Origin of the sequence: Curvibacter soli (assembly GCF_029211125.1) — a bacterium.
Taxonomy (GTDB): domain Bacteria; phylum Pseudomonadota; class Gammaproteobacteria; order Burkholderiales; family Burkholderiaceae_C; genus Curvibacter_A; species Curvibacter_A soli.
On record NZ_JARGEN010000012.1, the window covers coordinates 1 to 14,448 of the forward strand.

Consider the following 14,448-nt stretch of genomic DNA (forward strand, 5'->3'; position numbering starts at 1 on the left):
TCTACCCAGGATGCCAGGCGTAAGCTCACTCGCATTTATCCTCGCGTTTCAACATGACTGACTACTAGTCCTTGGGCCGGAACGTGATGACCAGCGACGATGGCACGCGGCCATCGACGTCGCGCGGCAGGGTCTCGGTCTTCTGCAGCGCACGCACCACGGCTTCGTCCCAGGCTTTCACGCCGCTGGACTTGGTTACGCTGGTGCCGGTGATGGTGCCGTCGGGCGCGGCGCGCACCGTGACCTCGGTGGTCGGGTTGCCCGCCACGTCGTCGGTGAAGGTGATGTTGGGCTTCACCTTCGCCACTACCTTGCCGCCGTAGCTGCCCGACGGGCCCGACGACTGCTGCGCCGTACCCGTGGCGGCGGGGCCGCCCGTGGCACCCGCCAGCGCCTGCATGCGGCGCAGGTTGTCCTGCCGCAGGGCTTCGACGCGGCGCGCGTCGTCCTGCGCCTTGCGCGTGTTGGCTTCCTGCTGCTTGCGCTTGTCCTCGGCCAGCTTCTGCTGGCGCGCCTTCTCGGCTGCCTGTGCCTGCTCCTTCTCGCGCTGCTTTTCCAGCCGCTCCTGCTTGTCCTTTTCGGCCTGCAGGCGTTCGCGCTTCTCCTGTTCGAGCTGCTTCTGGAGGCGCTGCCTTTCCTTTTCGAGCCGCTGCTTCTCGCGCTCGATGGCGATGTCCGCGTCCTGCGCCGCGGGGGCTTGTGCCACGGGCGGCGGCGGGGGGGCCGGCGCGGGCGCAGGCGGTGGGGGAGGGGGCGGTACCGGCACAGGGGGGGGGGGCGGCGCGGGCGTGGGGCTGGTGGCCGCCGGCGCGGCCTCCTGGGGCGTGGCGGCCCACAGCTCGGCCTCCACGGCGGGCGCGTCGGACGAGCGTTTCCAGTGCACGCCCCAGGTCAGCGCCGCCAGCAGCGCCACGTGGGCCAGCACCGCCAGCGTGACCGAGCGCAGGCGCGCGGGCGGCCTGGGCGGCGACAGATCGGTGCGTTCGGGGAGGGCGGGGGCTTGCATCTCGGAAAGGTGTGACTGCCGAAGGCGCCGGTTAGTTCGCGAGTTGCACCGACAGGCCCACGCGCTGCACGCCCGCGTGCTGCAGCCGGTCCATGACCTTGACCACCGACTCGTACCGGACGCCGCGGTCGGCGGTGATGACCACGGCGCTGTCCGCCCCCATGGGGCCGCTGGCCAGGGCGCGGCGCACCGCGTTCGCCACTTCGCGCAGCGAGGTGCTGGCGGTACTGCCGTCGGTCTTGATGCGCAGGCTCTCGTCCTTGTCCACGATGATCTCGATCACCTGGTCGGGCCGCTTGTTGGCCTTGCCCGTGCTGGGCACGTTGACCACGCTGGGCGTGATCATCGGCGCCGTCACCATGAAGATGATGAGCAGCACCAGCATCACGTCGATGAAGGGCACCATGTTGATTTCGTTCATGGAGCGGCGGCCCCTGCCGCGGGATGAGACGGCTGGCATCAGTTTCTCCGGCGAAGGCGTTGTCCCAAGGCATGGGGCGCGGCGCTGGTGCTGCGCGACCCGGGCCAGGGTACCCGTGGAACCGGCTTTGCCGGGCCAATGGGTGCGCCCCCTTGATGGGGGAGGCGGCTACACGAAGTGAGCAAGCAACGGAAGTGGATCATTTTTGCGCGCCGAGGTTGCGCTGCAGGATGTTGGTGAACTCTTCCATGAACGTCTCCTCGTGCGTGGCCAGCCGGTCGATGTCGCGGGCGAAGCGGTTGTAGGCCACCACGGCGGGGATGGCGGCGAACAGGCCGATGGCCGTGGCCACCAGCGCCTCGGCGATGCCCGGCGCCACCGTGGCCAGCGTGACCTGCTGCAGCGCCGACAGGCCCGTGAACGCGTGCATCACGCCCCACACGGTGCCGAACAACCCCACATAGGGCGACACCGAGCCTACCGTGGCGATGAAGGACAGGCCCGATTCGGTCGCGTCCATCTCGCGCTGGTAGCTCGCGCGCATGGCGCGGCGCGCGCCGTCGAGCAGCGTGGCGGGGTCGGTGATGCGGCGCTCGCGCAGCTTCTGGTACTCGCGCATGCCGCTGGCGAAGATGCGCTCCATGGGGCCGACGCGCTGGGCGTTCTGCATGGCGCTGGCGTAGAGGTCGTTCAGGCTGGTGCCGGACCAGAACTCGTGCTCGAACTCCTCGTTCTGGATCTTCATGCGCCGCAGCGCGAAGAGCTTGCGGAAGATGGTGGACCAGCTTGCGACGGAGATGGCCATGAGCAGCAGCATCACGGACTGCACCACCCAGCTAGCGTTGAGCACCAACTGCACGATAGACAGGTCTTGGGAATTCATGGTTGTTGCCGGAGTACGTCGATGACGGTGGATGGAATGCGCCCGGGCCGCAGCGTGGCGGCGTCGACCCAGCCGATGCGGATGCTGCCTTCGGCCAGCAGCACAGGTTCCGCCTGCACGGGCTGCTCTTGTTTCAATAGCGCCTGCTGGGCGATTGTGAGCGATGCGCGGCCTGTTTCATGCAAGGAGGCTGTAACCAGGAGCTCGTCGTCGAGCCGCGCCGGGCGCAGGTGGCGCATATGGGTTTCGCTGACGATGAACATGCCGCCCGTGGCCGCGCGCAGCGCCTGCTGGCCGATGCCCAGATGGCGCAGCCATTCGGTGCGGGCGCGCTCGAAGAACTTGAGGTAGTTGGCGTAGAAGACGATGCCGCCGGCATCGGTGTCTTCCCAGTACACGCGCACGGGGAACGTGAAGGCCATGGCCTGTGCGCCCCCTCAGCCCAGCAGTTGCCGCAACCGCGCCACGGCTTCCTGCAGGTGCTCCATGGAGCTGGCGGTGGAGAAGCGCACGAAGCGCGTCGTCTCCGCCGTGCCGAAGTCGCGCCCCGGCGTGATGGCCAGGTGCGCTTCGCGCATCAGCGCGTAGGCGAAGTCCCAACTGTCCTGCACGCCGAGCTTTTCGCTGGCCCGCGCGCAGTCGGCCCAGGCGTAGAACGCGCCGTCGGGGCGCACCGGCACGGCCAGGCCCAGCGCGTCGAGTTGCGGGATGAAGTAGTCGCGCCGGGCCTTGAACGCGGCGCGGCGGCGCTCGTACTCGGCGATGCTTTCGGCCTCGAAGCAGGCCAGCGCGGCGTGCTGCGACACCGTGCTGGCGCAGATGAAGAGGTTCTGCGCCAGCCGCTCCACCACGGGCACGAGTGCGTCGGGTACCACCATCCAGCCCAGCCGCCAGCCGGTCATGTTGAAGTACTTGCTGAAGCTGTTGATGCTGATGACGCTGTCGTCGATGGCCAGCGCGGTTTGCCCATAGGCGTCGTCATAGGACAGGCCGAGGTAGATCTCGTCGACGATGGCGACGCCGCCGCGCGCCTGCACGGCGGCGTGGATGCGGCGCATCTCCTGCGGGTCGATGGAAGTGCCCGTGGGGTTGGAGGGCGAGGCCAGCAGCACGCCGCGCGTGCGCGGGCCCCAGGCGGCCTCCACCTTGGCGGCACTCAACTGGTAGCGCTCTGCCGCCGTCGTGGGGATGAGCACCGCGCGGCCATCGGCGGCGCTCACGAAATGGCGGTTGCAGGGGTAGCTCGGGTCGGGCATCAGCACCTCGTCGCCGACGTCGAGCAGCGCCAGGCAGGCGAGCTGCAGCGCGGCGGAGGCGCCCGCGGTCACCACGATGCGGCGTGCCGGCACCCGCACGCCGAAACGGTCGGCATACCAGCCGCTGATGCGTTCGCGCAGGGCGTCCAGGCCCATGGCCTGCGTGTACTGCGTGGCGCCGTCGCGCATGGCGCGCGTGGCAGCTTCCAGCACCAGCGGCGGGGCGGTGAAGTCGGGCTCGCCGATGTTGAGGAAAATCATGGGGCGGCTACCGTGCGCCACCTCGCGCGCCAGGGCCTGCGCGGCCTTGGCGACTTCCATCACGTAGAAGGGTTCTATGCGCTCTGCGCGGGCGGATATCTTCATGCGCTGGGCGCCGACGGTGCGGGTGCCGGCGCGGCCTTGCCGCGCGTCTTGTCCGCCGCCACTTCGGCGGGGCGCAACTGCGGCGCCAGGCCGTTGAGCACGGCGTTGACGTACTTGTGGCCGTCGGTGCCGCCGAATTCCTTGGCCAGTTCGATGCACTCGTTGAGCACCACGCGCCATGGCACGTCGGAGCAGTGCCAGAACTCGTAGGCGCCGATCCACATCACCCCGCGCTCAATGGGCGAGATCTCGGCGAGCTTGCGGTCGAGCAGCGGCACGATCAGCGCGTCGAGCTCGCCGGCCTCGGCGATGCAGCCGTGCAGCAGCGCGTCGTAGTGCGCCGCGTCGCACTTGTGGAAGCCCGAAAGGTCGCGCGTGAAGCTGTCGATGGCCGCGGGCTCGTTGCGGCCCACGATGTGCTGGTAGAGCGCCTGCAGCGCGAACTCGCGCGCCCGGCTGCGGCCCGAGCGTGCGCTCTTGCGTGGCGTGCGCGGGGCGGCATCGGTCTTCTGCGCGGCCTGGGTCATGACAGCTCGTCCAGCAGGTTGGCCATCTCCACCGCCACGCGGGCGGCGTCGCGGCCCTTGTCGTCCTGGCGCGCGAGCGCCTGGGCCTCGTCTTGCGTCGTCAGGATGGCGTTGGCGATGGGGATCTGGTAGTCCAGCGCCACGCGCGAGACGCCCGCGCCCGATTCGTTGGCCACCAGCTCGAAGTGGTAGGTCTCGCCGCGGATGATGCAGCCCAGCGCGATCAGCGCGTCGTAGCGGTTGCGCTCGGCCAGGGCCTGCAGGGCCACGGGAATCTCCAGCGCGCCGGGTACGCGCACCAGATCGATGTCTTTTTCCTGCACGCCCAGGTCCAGCAGCTCGGCGCGGCAGGCATGGGCCAGCGCGTTGGTGATGCCTTCGTTGAAGCGTGCCTGGACGATGCCGATGGAGAGCTTGTGGCCGTCCATGCGGTCGGCCTTGCCTTTGTCTGCGCCAAACATGGGTCAGTCTTTCGTGATGTAGCCGGTGATTTCGAGCCCGTAGCCGGCCATGCTGGGCAGGCGCCGCGGCAGGCCCAGGAGCTGCATGCGCCGCACGCCGCATTCGCGCAGGATCTGCGCACCCACGCCGTAGGTGCGCAGGTCCATGTGCCCGCGCTCGGGCGCATGGGCGGCACGCGCCGTGCCATCGAACTGCGCCAGCAACTCGGCGGCGCTTTCGCCGCAGTGGAGCAGCACCGCCACGCCGCGGTTCTCGGCGGCGATGTGGCGCAGGCTGGCGTCCAGGCTCCAGGAGTGCATGGCGCTGTCGATTTCGAGAAGGTCGAGCACCGACAGCGGCTCGTGCACGCGCACGGGTATCGCATCGCCCGGCGCCCATTCGCCGCGCACCAGGGCCAGGTGCACCGCGTGGCTGGGCCGGTCGCGGAAGGCGTGCGCGGTGAAGCTGCCGAAGGCGGTCTGCAGGCAGCGCGTGCCCACCTTGTCCACCAGCGATTCATGGCGGCTGCGGTAGCCGATCAGGTCGGCGATGGTGCCGACCTTGATGCCGTGCTGCGCGGCGAACACCTGCAAGTCGGGCAGGCGGGCCATGGTGCCGTCTTCGTTCATCACCTCGCAGATCACGGCGGCGGGCGTGCAGCCGGCCAGGGCGGCCAGGTCGCAGCCGGCTTCGGTGTGGCCGGCGCGCATCAGCACGCCGCCGTCCACCGCCTGCAGCGGGAAGATGTGGCCGGGCTGCACCAGGTCGCTGGGCTTGGCGCCCGGCGCCACCGCGGCCTGCACCGTGCGGGCGCGGTCGGCGGCGGAGATGCCGGTGGTCACGCCCTCGGCGGCCTCGATCGACACGGTGAACGCGGTGGCGTGCTTGGCGCCGTTGCGCGCCACCATGGGAGGCAGGTGCAGGCGCTCGCACATTTCGCGCGAGAGGGTCAGGCAGATCAGGCCGCGGGCGTGGCGGGCCATGAAGTTGATGGCCTCGGGTGTCACGTGGTCGGCGGCGAGCACGATGTCGCCTTCGTTCTCGCGGTCTTCCTCGTCCACGAGGATGACCATATGGCCGGCACGCAGCTCGGCCACGATCTCTTCCACCGGCGAAATCGGCGCGGGGGCAAGGGGGCTTGTCATGAGGGAAGGGGTCCGGGATGGGGCAGGGGCCGGCTCGGACGATGCCGGGCGGGCTTGCCCGAACCCAAGATTTTACCGCCGCGCCTGCGCCCATGCCCTCAGTTGGGTGTAGATGCCGGCTGGGCCGCTGTGCGCGTGCGATCCCCGCGGCCTATCGGAATTTCAGGGGCATGAGCCTATGGCGCGCGATTTTTGCGCGCCCGTGGGATGAAATATGGGTGCCCGTATTTTGCCTGGCCGGGGCTCGCTGGCAAGCCCGCCTCAGCCAGCGCGCAGCATGCCGCGCCGCTCGATGAAGGCCACCACCTCGGCCAGTCCCGCCTGGGTTTTGAGGTTGGTCATCACGAAGGGCTTGCTTCCACGCATCCTCTGCGTGTCTGACTCCATCACGGCCAGGTTCGCCCCCACGTGCGGCGCGAGGTCGGTCTTGTTGATGACGAACAGGTCGCTCTTGGTGATGCCGGGGCCACCCTTGCGCGGAATCTTCTCGCCCGCGGCCACGTCGATCACGTAGATCGTCAGGTCGCTCAGTTCGGGGCTGAAGGTGGCGGCCAGGTTGTCGCCGCCGCTCTCGACGAACACCACGTCGGCGTCGGGGAACTCGGCGAGCATGCGGTCGATGGCTTCGAGGTTGATCGAGCAGTCCTCGCGGATCGCGGTGTGCGGGCAGCCGCCCGTCTCCACGCCCATGATGCGCTCGGGCGGCAGCGCGCCGCTCACGGTGAGCAGGCGCTGGTCCTCCTTGGTGTAGATGTCGTTGGTGATGGCGACGAGGTCGTACTGCGCGCGCATGGCCTTGCAGAGCATTTCCAGCAGCGTGGTCTTGCCCGAGCCCACGGGGCCGCCGATGCCCACGCGCAGCGGCGGCAGCTTCTTGGTGCGGGTCGGGATGTGGTGGAGGGCGGAGGTCATGGAGGGCGGCTTTCAGCTTCGGAAGAGGCGGGAGTATTGGGTTTCGTGCCGCGCGGAAAGAATCGCCAGCATCGGGCTCAGAGCCTGGCGGTCCTCGTCGCCCAGGGCCATCGCCTGGGCCACGGCGGCGGGAATGGCCGCGGCCAGCCGCGCGAGGATGCGCTGGCCCGCGCTCTGGCCCAGCGGCACGGACTTGATGGCGGAGGCCACCATGTTCTCGGCCCAGCCGAACGCGAAAGCGGCACAGATGTCGGCCACGCTGGCATGGGTGTGCGCGGTGGACACGGCGAAGGCCACGGGGTAGCTGGGTTGCCAGCCTGCCAGCAATGCGGCGCGGTCCGGGTGCAGGCCGCGCAGCCAATCGGCCAGCGAGCGGCCCATCTGCTCGGTCTGCAAGCGCAGTTCGGCGCTTTCGCGCGTTTGCCGCACCCAGGCGTCCAGCGCCTGCAGGCGTGCGCCATCGCCTGCGCGGGCGGCGGCGATGGCCTGGGCCAGCACGGCCAGGTCGCCGCGTGCCTGGGTGAGCTGCAATTGGTCGGCAATCCAGTCGGATGCTACTGTTTCTGTAGCTACTCCCGCCCATTCCACGGCCGCTTCAAGCACTTCTGAGTATGAAAATCCGCCCACTGGCAACGCCGGGGAGGCCAGCCAGATGAGTTGCAGCAGGCCAGGCGTGAAGACCGGTGCGTCCGGTGTGGCGCAGGGCGCTTCAGGCGTGGGGATGGTCATGGCCGTGGGGGTGGCCTTCGTGCGGAGGGGCGTCATGTGCATGGCCGTGTGAGTGCCCATGTTCATGCGAATGTCCGCCGCCGTCGTGTCCATGGCTGGCGCCGTGCGCGGCGTAGGCGCCGCCTTCGGGCTCGAATGGCGCGGTGGTTTCGTGCACGATCAAATGCATCGCGCGCAGCATGTCTGCCAGCACGTGGTCGGGTTCGATTTGCAGGTAGTCGGGCCGCAGCTCGATGGGCACGTGGCGGTTGCCCAGGTGGTAGGCGGCGCGCATCAGGTCGAACGGCGTGCCGTGCTGGCTGCAATGGGTGATGCGCAGCACGGGCTGGGGCGCGGCGACCACGCGCACCAGCGAGCCGTCCTCGGCCACCAGCACGTCGCCGCCGCGCACCGCCGTGCCGCGCGGCAGGAACACGCCGAGCTGGCGGCCCTGGCTGTCGGTGGCGTCGAAGCGGCTTTTCTGGCGCAGGTCCCAGTCCAGCTCGACCGTGGCGGCGCGCCTGAGCAGCACGGGTGCAAGGCCCTGGCCCTGGGGCATGAGTTTGGAGGCTTGCAGCATGGTCAAAACAGGAAGTAGCGCTGCGCCATCGGCAGCACCGACGCGGGTTCGCAGGTCAGCAGGTGGCCGTCGGCGCGTACCGCATAGGTCTGGGCGTCGATTTCCATCGTGGGCGTGGCGCCGTTGTGGACCATGTGCTGCTTGCGCACGCCACGGATGTTCTTCACCGCCGAGAGCGTTTTGTCCAGGCCGTATTTTTCCTTGATGCCCAGCCCCAGCCCGGCCTGCGAAACGAAGGTGAGCGAGGTGCGCGCCAGCGCGCCGCCGTAGGCGCCGAACATGGGCCGGTAGTGCACCGGCTGGGGCGTGGGGATGGAGGCGTTGGGGTCGCCCATTGCCGCCATGGCGATGAAGCCGCCCTTGAGGATGGCCGAGGGCTTGACGCCGAAGAACGCGGGCTTCCACAGCACCAGGTCGGCCCACTTGCCGGGCTCGATGCTGCCCACCTCGTGGCTGATGCCGTGGGCGATGGCGGGGTTGATGGTGAGCTTGGCGATGTAGCGCCTGGCGCGGAAGTTGTCGTTGCGCGCGCTGTCCTCGGCCAGGGCGCCGCGCTGCACCTTCATCTTGTGCGCCGTCTGCCAGCAGCGCAGGGTGATCTCGCCCACGCGGCCCATGGCCTGGCTGTCGCTGCTGAACATGCTGATGGCGCCCAGGTCGTGCAGGATGTCTTCGGCCGCGATGGTTTCCTTGCGGATGCGGCTCTCGGCGAAGGCCAGGTCCTCGGCGATGGCCGGGTCGAGGTGGTGGCACACCATGAGCATGTCCACGTGCTCGTCGAGCGTATTCACCGTGTAGGGCATGGTGGGGTTGGTGGAGGAGGGCAGGAAGTTGGCCTCGCCCACCACGCGCAGGATGTCGGGCGCGTGGCCGCCGCCCGCGCCTTCGGTGTGGAAGGCGCACAGGCCGCGGCCCTTGGTTGCGGCGATGGTGTTCTCCACGAAGCCGGCCTCGTTGAGCGTGTCGCTGTGGATGGCGACCTGCACGTCGGCTTCGTCGGCGACGCAGAGGCAGTTGTCGATGGCCGCGGGCGTGGTGCCCCAGTCCTCGTGCAGCTTGAGGCCGATCACCCCGGCATCCACCTGCTCGCGTAAAGCGTCGGGCTGGCTGGCGTTGCCCTTGCCGAGGAAGCCCAGGTTCATCGGAAAGGCGTCCGCCGCCTGCAGCATGCGCTCGATGTTCGCGGGGCCGGGCGTGCAGGTGGTGGCGAAGGTGCCGGTGGCCGGGCCGGTGCCGCCGCCGATCATGGTGGTCACCCCGCTGGAGAGGGCTTCCTCGATCTGCTGCGGGCAGATGAAGTGGATGTGGCTGTCGATGGCGCCGGCGGTGACGATGCTGCCCTCGGCGCTCAGTATCTCGGTGCCGGGGCCGATCACGATGTCCACGCCCGGCTGCGTGTCGGGGTTGCCGGCCTTGCCGATCCTGGCGATGCGCCCGCCCCGGATGCCGATGTCGGCCTTCACGATGCCCCAGTGGTCGAGGATCAGCGCGTTGGTGATGACCAGGTCCATCGCGCCCTGCGCATTGGTGCGCTGGCTCTGCGCCATGCCGTCGCGGATGGTCTTGCCGCCGCCGAACTTCACCTCTTCGCCATGGCCGCCGGCGGCCAGCGTGTAGTCCTTCTCCACCTCGATCACCAGGTCGGTGTCGGCCAGCCGCACGCGGTCGCCCACGGTGGGGCCGAAGATCTCGGCATAGGCGCGGCGGGAAATGGTAGCCATGGAAGGGGTTCTCCAGTCTGTTGTTTGCTACTGTTTCAATAGCTGCTATCGCTTTCGGGACGGGCGCTGAGGGCCGATTTGGCTTGAAGTTTCAGAGCCTGCCCATGGTCAGGCCGCGAAAGCCGTACACGATGCGGTCGCCCGCGTAGTCGACCAGCTCCACCGTGCGCTCCTGGCCCGGCTCGAAGCGCACCGCCGCGCCGGAGGCGATGTTCAGCCGCATGCCGCGCGCGGCTTCGCGGTCGAAGCCCAGCGCGGCGTTGGTTTCGGCGAAGTGGAAGTGCGAGCCGACCTGGATGGGCCGCTCGCTCTCGTTGCGCACCACCAGCGTAATGGTGCGGCGGCCGGGATTGAGGGCGTGCTCACCCTCGTCGATGAAGAGTTCGCCAGGGATCATGGCCGTCGTCCCTTTTTCAGACCGCGCCGGCCAGCAGGGCCGCGCCCAGCATGGCGACCGCGCCACCCGCGATGCGCGGCAGCCACGCGTTGGCATGGCGCAGCGCCCAGCCGGCGGCGATGCCGGCCCCGTGCAGCAGCACGGTGGCCGTGAGCATGCCCGCCAGCGTCAGGCCCGGGTCGGCTTCGCCCGCCAGTTCATGGCCATGCGCCATGCCGTGGAACATCGCGAAGGCGCCCACCAGCGCCGCCGCAGCCGGCGCCGGCAGGTGCCAGCGCGCGGTCACCAGCAGGCCCAGCACCAGCAGCGAGGCGGCGATCATCGGCTCCACCCCCGGCAGTTGCATGCCGCCCAGGCCCAGCAGCGCGCCCGCCAGCAGCATGGCCGCAAAGCCCAGCGGCGCGGCCAGCAGGTCGGGCCAGGCGCGGCGCGCGGACAGCGCGCTCCACAGGCCCGCGGCGACCATCGCGGCCATGTGGTCCATGCCCGTCAGCGGATGCAGGAAGCCGGCCAGGAAGCCGTGGTGCGCGCCGGCGTTCGCCCCGGTGTGGGCGCTCGCGGCCAGTGGCAGGGCGGCCAGCAGCAGGGCGACCGCGGTGCAGAGGTTTGCTTCTTTTTTCATAGCTGTATGCGCAGGTGAAATAAGCGGTAGGGGCCAAAAATGCCTGAAGCCGGAGAGGCGGTGCTCAGGCGATGGGTTGGTGCACGGTGACGAGTTTGGTGCCGTCGGGGAAGGTGGCTTCGACCTGGATGTCGGGAATCATCTCGGGCACGCCCTCCATCACGTCGGCGCGGGTGAGGATGTCGCGGCCCTCGCTCATGAGCTGGGCCACGGTCTTGCCATCGCGCGCGCCTTCCATCACCGCGGCGCTGATGAGGGCGATGGATTCGGGGTAGTTGAGTTTGAGGCCGCGCGCCTTGCGGCGTTCGGCCAGCAGCGCGGCGGTGAAGATCAGGAGCTTGTCTTTTTCGCGTGGCGTGAGTTCCATGCAAGGGCCTCGGCGGTTCGTATCTCGGGACATGGTAAAGCAGGAAGCGCGCCAGTGGCGATGGGCCATTCGACGTATGGCCCTCACATGGCCCAGATGCGCGGCGCGGTGGCTGGCAGGCCCCAGTGGGCCGCGCGCCAGGCCGCGCGCACTTCCTTGAGCAACTGCATCGCGGGCTCGACCACGGCGCCGAGCGCGCGCACGACCACGATGCGCGCGTCGGGGCTGGTGGCGCCGGCGGTCTCGCGCAGCGCGTGGGCGTCGATCACGGCGCGCGCGGCCTCCAGCGCCCGTTCGCGCGCCACGCGCGGCAGCGGCGTGCCCGCGGCCAGGAACAGCGTGGCCGTGCAGCGCCGCCCGGCCAGGCCCAGCGGGCTGTCGAGCAGCAGGCGGTCGCAGGCGGCGATGCGGCCGCGCTCCAGCCACACGCCGGGCATCTCCAGATGCTGGCGCAGGCTGCCGCGCAGAAACGGCTTGCCCGCGTGCGGCAGGCCCAGCGCGGCCACGTCCCAGCCGATCAGCTCGGCGCCGGGCGCCAGGGTGAAGCGAAGGTGGTTCTCGGCCTCGCAGCCGTCGAAGCACAGCGCCTCCAGCGGCAGCCATTCCAGGCGCGCGCCGGCCTGCAGGTCGATGCGCGTGTCCTGCACGGCGTGCTCTCCCTGCGTGCGGTAGAAGCGCGTGGCGCCGGGCGTGGTGACCAGGCCGTGCGCGCCGGGGGCGGCGCCGATGCGGATGTCGAGCCGGTCGCCGCCCACCAGTCCGCCGGGCGGGTGCACCAGCACGTTGTGGCAGATGCCGTCGCCTTCGGGGTACAGGCTTTGCAGGATGCGCAGCGGCCCTTCGTGGCGGAAGCGGGCGGTGGTGCGCGGGGCGTCGTGGCGGTAGTCGAGCGCGAGTCGGGCGTGCCAGGGCATGGGTGCGGCGCTGTTTCAGGATGCGTAGCCCATGCAGGCGCCGGCATTGGGCCGGCCCTGGCATTCGCGCTGCAGGCGGCGCTCGCGCTGTTCGCGGGTTTCGTCGGCATGGCTGCGCGGGCCGTCCTTTTTCTTCTTGCCGCTCTTGTGCTGGGCGGAGGAGGGTGCGGCGGTCTTGCCGGTCTTGCCGGCGGCCTGCGCCGGCGCGGGGGCGGCGAGCCAGGCGGCCATGCACGCTGCGGCGATGCAGCCGCGCAGGGCGGGCGCGAAAAGAGGTTTCATGCGGTTTTCCTGCGGATTGAGCGGGGCGGGCGCGCACGGGCGACCCTGTCCGCACTGTAGCGGCCCCGGCGGGCGCGCCCCGTCGGCGTACCATCCAGGGCTTTTTCCACCTTCCTTGCCGTGTATCGCCATGCGTAGTGCCGTCCATAACCTCGAAGAATCCCGTATCCGTGAAGTCGCCAACGCCGGCATCGGCCGCAGCGACGTGCTGCCGTTCTGGTTCGGCGAAAGCGACGAGGGCACGCCCGACGTGGTGCGCGAGGCGGCCATCGCGTCGCTGCAGCGCGGCGAGACCTTCTACACCCACAACCTCGGCCTGCCGGAGCTGCGCCAGGCGGTGGCCGAATACGCGAGCGCACTGCATGGCCCGGTGGCGGCGGACCGCATCGCCATCACTTCGGGTGGCGTGAGCGCGCTGATGCTGGCGGTGGAGGCATTGGTCGAGCCCGCCGACGAGGTGGTGGTCGTCACGCCCGTGTGGCCCAATCTGGTGGCGCAGCCGCGCATCATGGGCGGGCGCGTGCGCGAGGTGCCGCTGCAGCCCGTGGCCAGCGGGCCCGAGCGCGGCGCCTGGGCGCTGGACATGCAGCGCCTGCTCGACGCGGTGACGCCGGCCACCCGGCTTCTGGTCGTGAACGCGCCCAACAACCCCACGGGCTGGACGCTCACCGCCGACGAGCAGCGCACCATCCTCGCGCACTGCCGCCGCACCGGCACCTGGATTCTGGCCGACGAGGTGTATGAGCGCTTGTACTACCTGCCCACGGCCCGGGGCTGTGCCCCCAGCTTCCTCGACGTGGCCGAGCCCGAGGACCGGCTCGTCGTGGCGCACAGCTTCTCCAAGAGCTTCCTCATGACCGGCTGGCGCCTGGGCTGGATGGTGATGCCCGCAAGCATCACGCACGACATGGGCAAGCTCATCGAGTTCAACACCTCGTGCACCAGCGTCTTCACCCAGCGCGCGGGCCTGGCGGCGCTGGAGCACGCGGACGAGATCACGCCGCGCCTGGTGGCGCACCTGAAGACCTGCCGCGACACGCTGGTGCCGCTGCTGCAGGCGGTGCCGGGCGTGCGGGTGTCGGCGGCGCACGGCGGCATGTACGCGTTCTTCCAGCTCGAAGGCCATGCGGACTGCCTGGCGACGGCCAAGCGCCTGGTGGTGGAGGCCGGCCTGGGGCTGGCTCCCGGCAGCGCCTTTGCGCCAGAGGCCGGGGGGTGGCTGCGCTGGTGCTTCGCGTCGCGCGACACCAGCCGCCTGGGCGAGGGCGTGGCCCGGCTGCGCGGCTGGCTCGGGGTATAATTCGGCGGTTCTGCATTCCGCAGAGCGCACGCCAGCCGCGATTCCAGCCACTGGCGCAAGTGTGAAACACGGCCCCGCCGGCCCCTCTCGTTGCGGAGGCGGCCAGGGCAGGCCGGCAACCTCAGGAACCCCCAATGATCGCCTCTTCCATCAAGGCCGAAGTCGTCAAGGCCAACGCGCGCAGCGCCAGCGACACCGGCAGCCCCGAAGTGCAGGTCGCCCTGCTGACGGCCCGCATCAACGAGCTCACCCCCCACTTCAAGACGCACGCCAAGGACCACCATGGCCGCCGCGGCTTGCTGCGCATGGTGAGCCGTCGCCGCAAGCTGCTGGACTACCTCAAGTCCAAGGACGCGGAGCGCTACACCGCGCTGATCGCCAAGCTGGGCCTGCGCAAGTAAACCAGCGGCCGCGAGCCTGAGAACGCCTGGGTTGGTCCGCTAGCTCAGGCGTTTTTTACTTCGCGACCTACCGTGGAGCAGCAGTGAAGAGCGAAGCTGTGTCATTCCAGGGGATCTCCCCCGCCCAGAGGTCCGCTGGAATGGCATCGTGTTCTGAATTGCGCTCCAAGCCGCGCAGATATTGCGCATGCAGCTATTA

Annotated in this window: 18 protein-coding genes and 1 pseudogene; 2 read left to right on the forward strand and 17 right to left on the reverse strand. The window is 69.7% G+C overall.

Features of this window, described 5'->3' with window-relative positions; all coding sequences use genetic code 11:
* Positions 1-64: 64 nt before the first annotated feature.
* From PY257_RS01815 to PY257_RS01895, 17 genes and pseudogenes are all read right to left on the reverse strand, one after another.
* Complete coding sequence (locus PY257_RS01815; RefSeq protein WP_275738170.1) at positions 65-1,006, reverse strand: TonB family protein; 942 nt, start codon at positions 1,004-1,006, stop codon at positions 65-67.
* A gap of 31 nt (positions 1,007-1,037) precedes the next feature.
* Entirely contained in the window at positions 1,038-1,466 is a 429-nt protein-coding gene (locus tag PY257_RS01820) for an ExbD/TolR family protein (RefSeq protein WP_275738172.1), read from the reverse strand.
* A 160-nt stretch (positions 1,467-1,626) separates the two neighbouring features.
* On the reverse strand, positions 1,627-2,310 hold the full coding sequence (gene tolQ, locus PY257_RS01825; RefSeq protein ID WP_275738174.1) for a protein TolQ: 684 nt from the start codon (positions 2,308-2,310) through the stop codon (positions 1,627-1,629).
* Positions 2,307-2,732 carry a YbgC/FadM family acyl-CoA thioesterase gene (locus PY257_RS01830; protein ID WP_275738176.1) on the reverse strand — a complete coding sequence of 142 codons (426 nt, stop codon included), beginning with the start codon at positions 2,730-2,732 and terminating at the stop codon, positions 2,307-2,309. Before PY257_RS01830 ends, tolQ begins: the two co-directional genes overlap by 4 nt.
* 15 nt (positions 2,733-2,747) lie before the next feature.
* The gene (locus PY257_RS01835) at positions 2,748-3,932 is read right to left on the reverse strand and encodes a pyridoxal phosphate-dependent aminotransferase (protein WP_275738178.1); all 1,185 of its coding nucleotides are present in this window, start codon (positions 3,930-3,932) and stop codon (positions 2,748-2,750) included.
* Positions 3,929-4,414: pseudogene (gene nusB, locus PY257_RS01840) on the reverse strand (transcription antitermination factor NusB); the annotation flags it as partial. The pseudogene nusB and the gene PY257_RS01835, both read right to left, overlap by 4 nt.
* Positions 4,415-4,455: 41 nt before the next feature.
* Positions 4,456-4,920: a 6,7-dimethyl-8-ribityllumazine synthase gene (gene ribH, locus PY257_RS01845; RefSeq protein ID WP_275738182.1), complete on the reverse strand. Its 465-nt coding sequence runs from the start codon at positions 4,918-4,920 to the stop codon at positions 4,456-4,458.
* Positions 4,921-4,923: 3 nt separating this feature from the next.
* Positions 4,924-6,045 carry a bifunctional 3,4-dihydroxy-2-butanone-4-phosphate synthase/GTP cyclohydrolase II gene (gene ribBA, locus PY257_RS01850; RefSeq protein ID WP_275738185.1) on the reverse strand — a complete coding sequence of 374 codons (1,122 nt, stop codon included), beginning with the start codon at positions 6,043-6,045 and terminating at the stop codon, positions 4,924-4,926.
* Between the two features lie 261 nt (positions 6,046-6,306).
* Positions 6,307-6,957, reverse strand: a complete 651-nt coding sequence (gene ureG / locus PY257_RS01855) for an urease accessory protein UreG (RefSeq protein WP_275738187.1) — start codon at positions 6,955-6,957, stop codon at positions 6,307-6,309.
* Positions 6,958-6,969: 12 nt separating this feature from the next.
* A complete protein-coding gene (locus tag PY257_RS01860; RefSeq protein WP_275738189.1) occupies positions 6,970-7,722 on the reverse strand; it encodes an urease accessory protein UreF in 753 nt (250 codons plus the stop codon).
* Positions 7,667-8,245, reverse strand: coding sequence for an urease accessory protein UreE (gene ureE, locus PY257_RS01865; RefSeq protein ID WP_275738191.1), 579 nt, complete (start codon positions 8,243-8,245; stop codon positions 7,667-7,669). Before ureE ends, PY257_RS01860 begins: the two co-directional genes overlap by 56 nt.
* Positions 8,246-8,247: 2 nt before the next feature.
* Positions 8,248-9,966, reverse strand: coding sequence for an urease subunit alpha (gene ureC, locus PY257_RS01870; RefSeq protein ID WP_275738193.1), 1,719 nt, complete (start codon positions 9,964-9,966; stop codon positions 8,248-8,250).
* Positions 9,967-10,057: 91 nt separating this feature from the next.
* Positions 10,058-10,363, reverse strand: a complete 306-nt coding sequence (locus PY257_RS01875; protein WP_275738195.1) for an urease subunit beta — start codon at positions 10,361-10,363, stop codon at positions 10,058-10,060.
* A gap of 16 nt (positions 10,364-10,379) precedes the next feature.
* On the reverse strand, positions 10,380-10,985 hold the full coding sequence (locus PY257_RS01880; protein WP_275738197.1) for a HupE/UreJ family protein: 606 nt from the start codon (positions 10,983-10,985) through the stop codon (positions 10,380-10,382).
* Between the two features lie 64 nt (positions 10,986-11,049).
* On the reverse strand, positions 11,050-11,352 hold the full coding sequence (locus PY257_RS01885; protein ID WP_275738199.1) for an urease subunit gamma: 303 nt from the start codon (positions 11,350-11,352) through the stop codon (positions 11,050-11,052).
* Positions 11,353-11,435: 83 nt separating this feature from the next.
* The gene (locus PY257_RS01890) at positions 11,436-12,266 is read right to left on the reverse strand and encodes an urease accessory protein UreD (RefSeq protein WP_275738201.1); all 831 of its coding nucleotides are present in this window, start codon (positions 12,264-12,266) and stop codon (positions 11,436-11,438) included.
* Between the two features lie 15 nt (positions 12,267-12,281).
* Positions 12,282-12,548 carry a hypothetical protein gene (locus tag PY257_RS01895; protein ID WP_275738203.1) on the reverse strand — a complete coding sequence of 89 codons (267 nt, stop codon included), beginning with the start codon at positions 12,546-12,548 and terminating at the stop codon, positions 12,282-12,284.
* A gap of 130 nt (positions 12,549-12,678) precedes the next feature.
* On the opposite strand from PY257_RS01895, the gene PY257_RS01900 reads away from it, so the two are divergent.
* On the forward strand, positions 12,679-13,848 hold the full coding sequence (locus PY257_RS01900; protein WP_275738205.1) for a pyridoxal phosphate-dependent aminotransferase: 1,170 nt from the start codon (positions 12,679-12,681) through the stop codon (positions 13,846-13,848).
* Between the two features lie 134 nt (positions 13,849-13,982).
* Positions 13,983-14,249 (forward strand): 30S ribosomal protein S15, encoded by a 267-nt coding sequence (gene rpsO / locus PY257_RS01905; RefSeq protein WP_275738208.1) that lies wholly within the window; start codon positions 13,983-13,985, stop codon positions 14,247-14,249.
* Positions 14,250-14,448 lie beyond the last annotated feature (199 nt).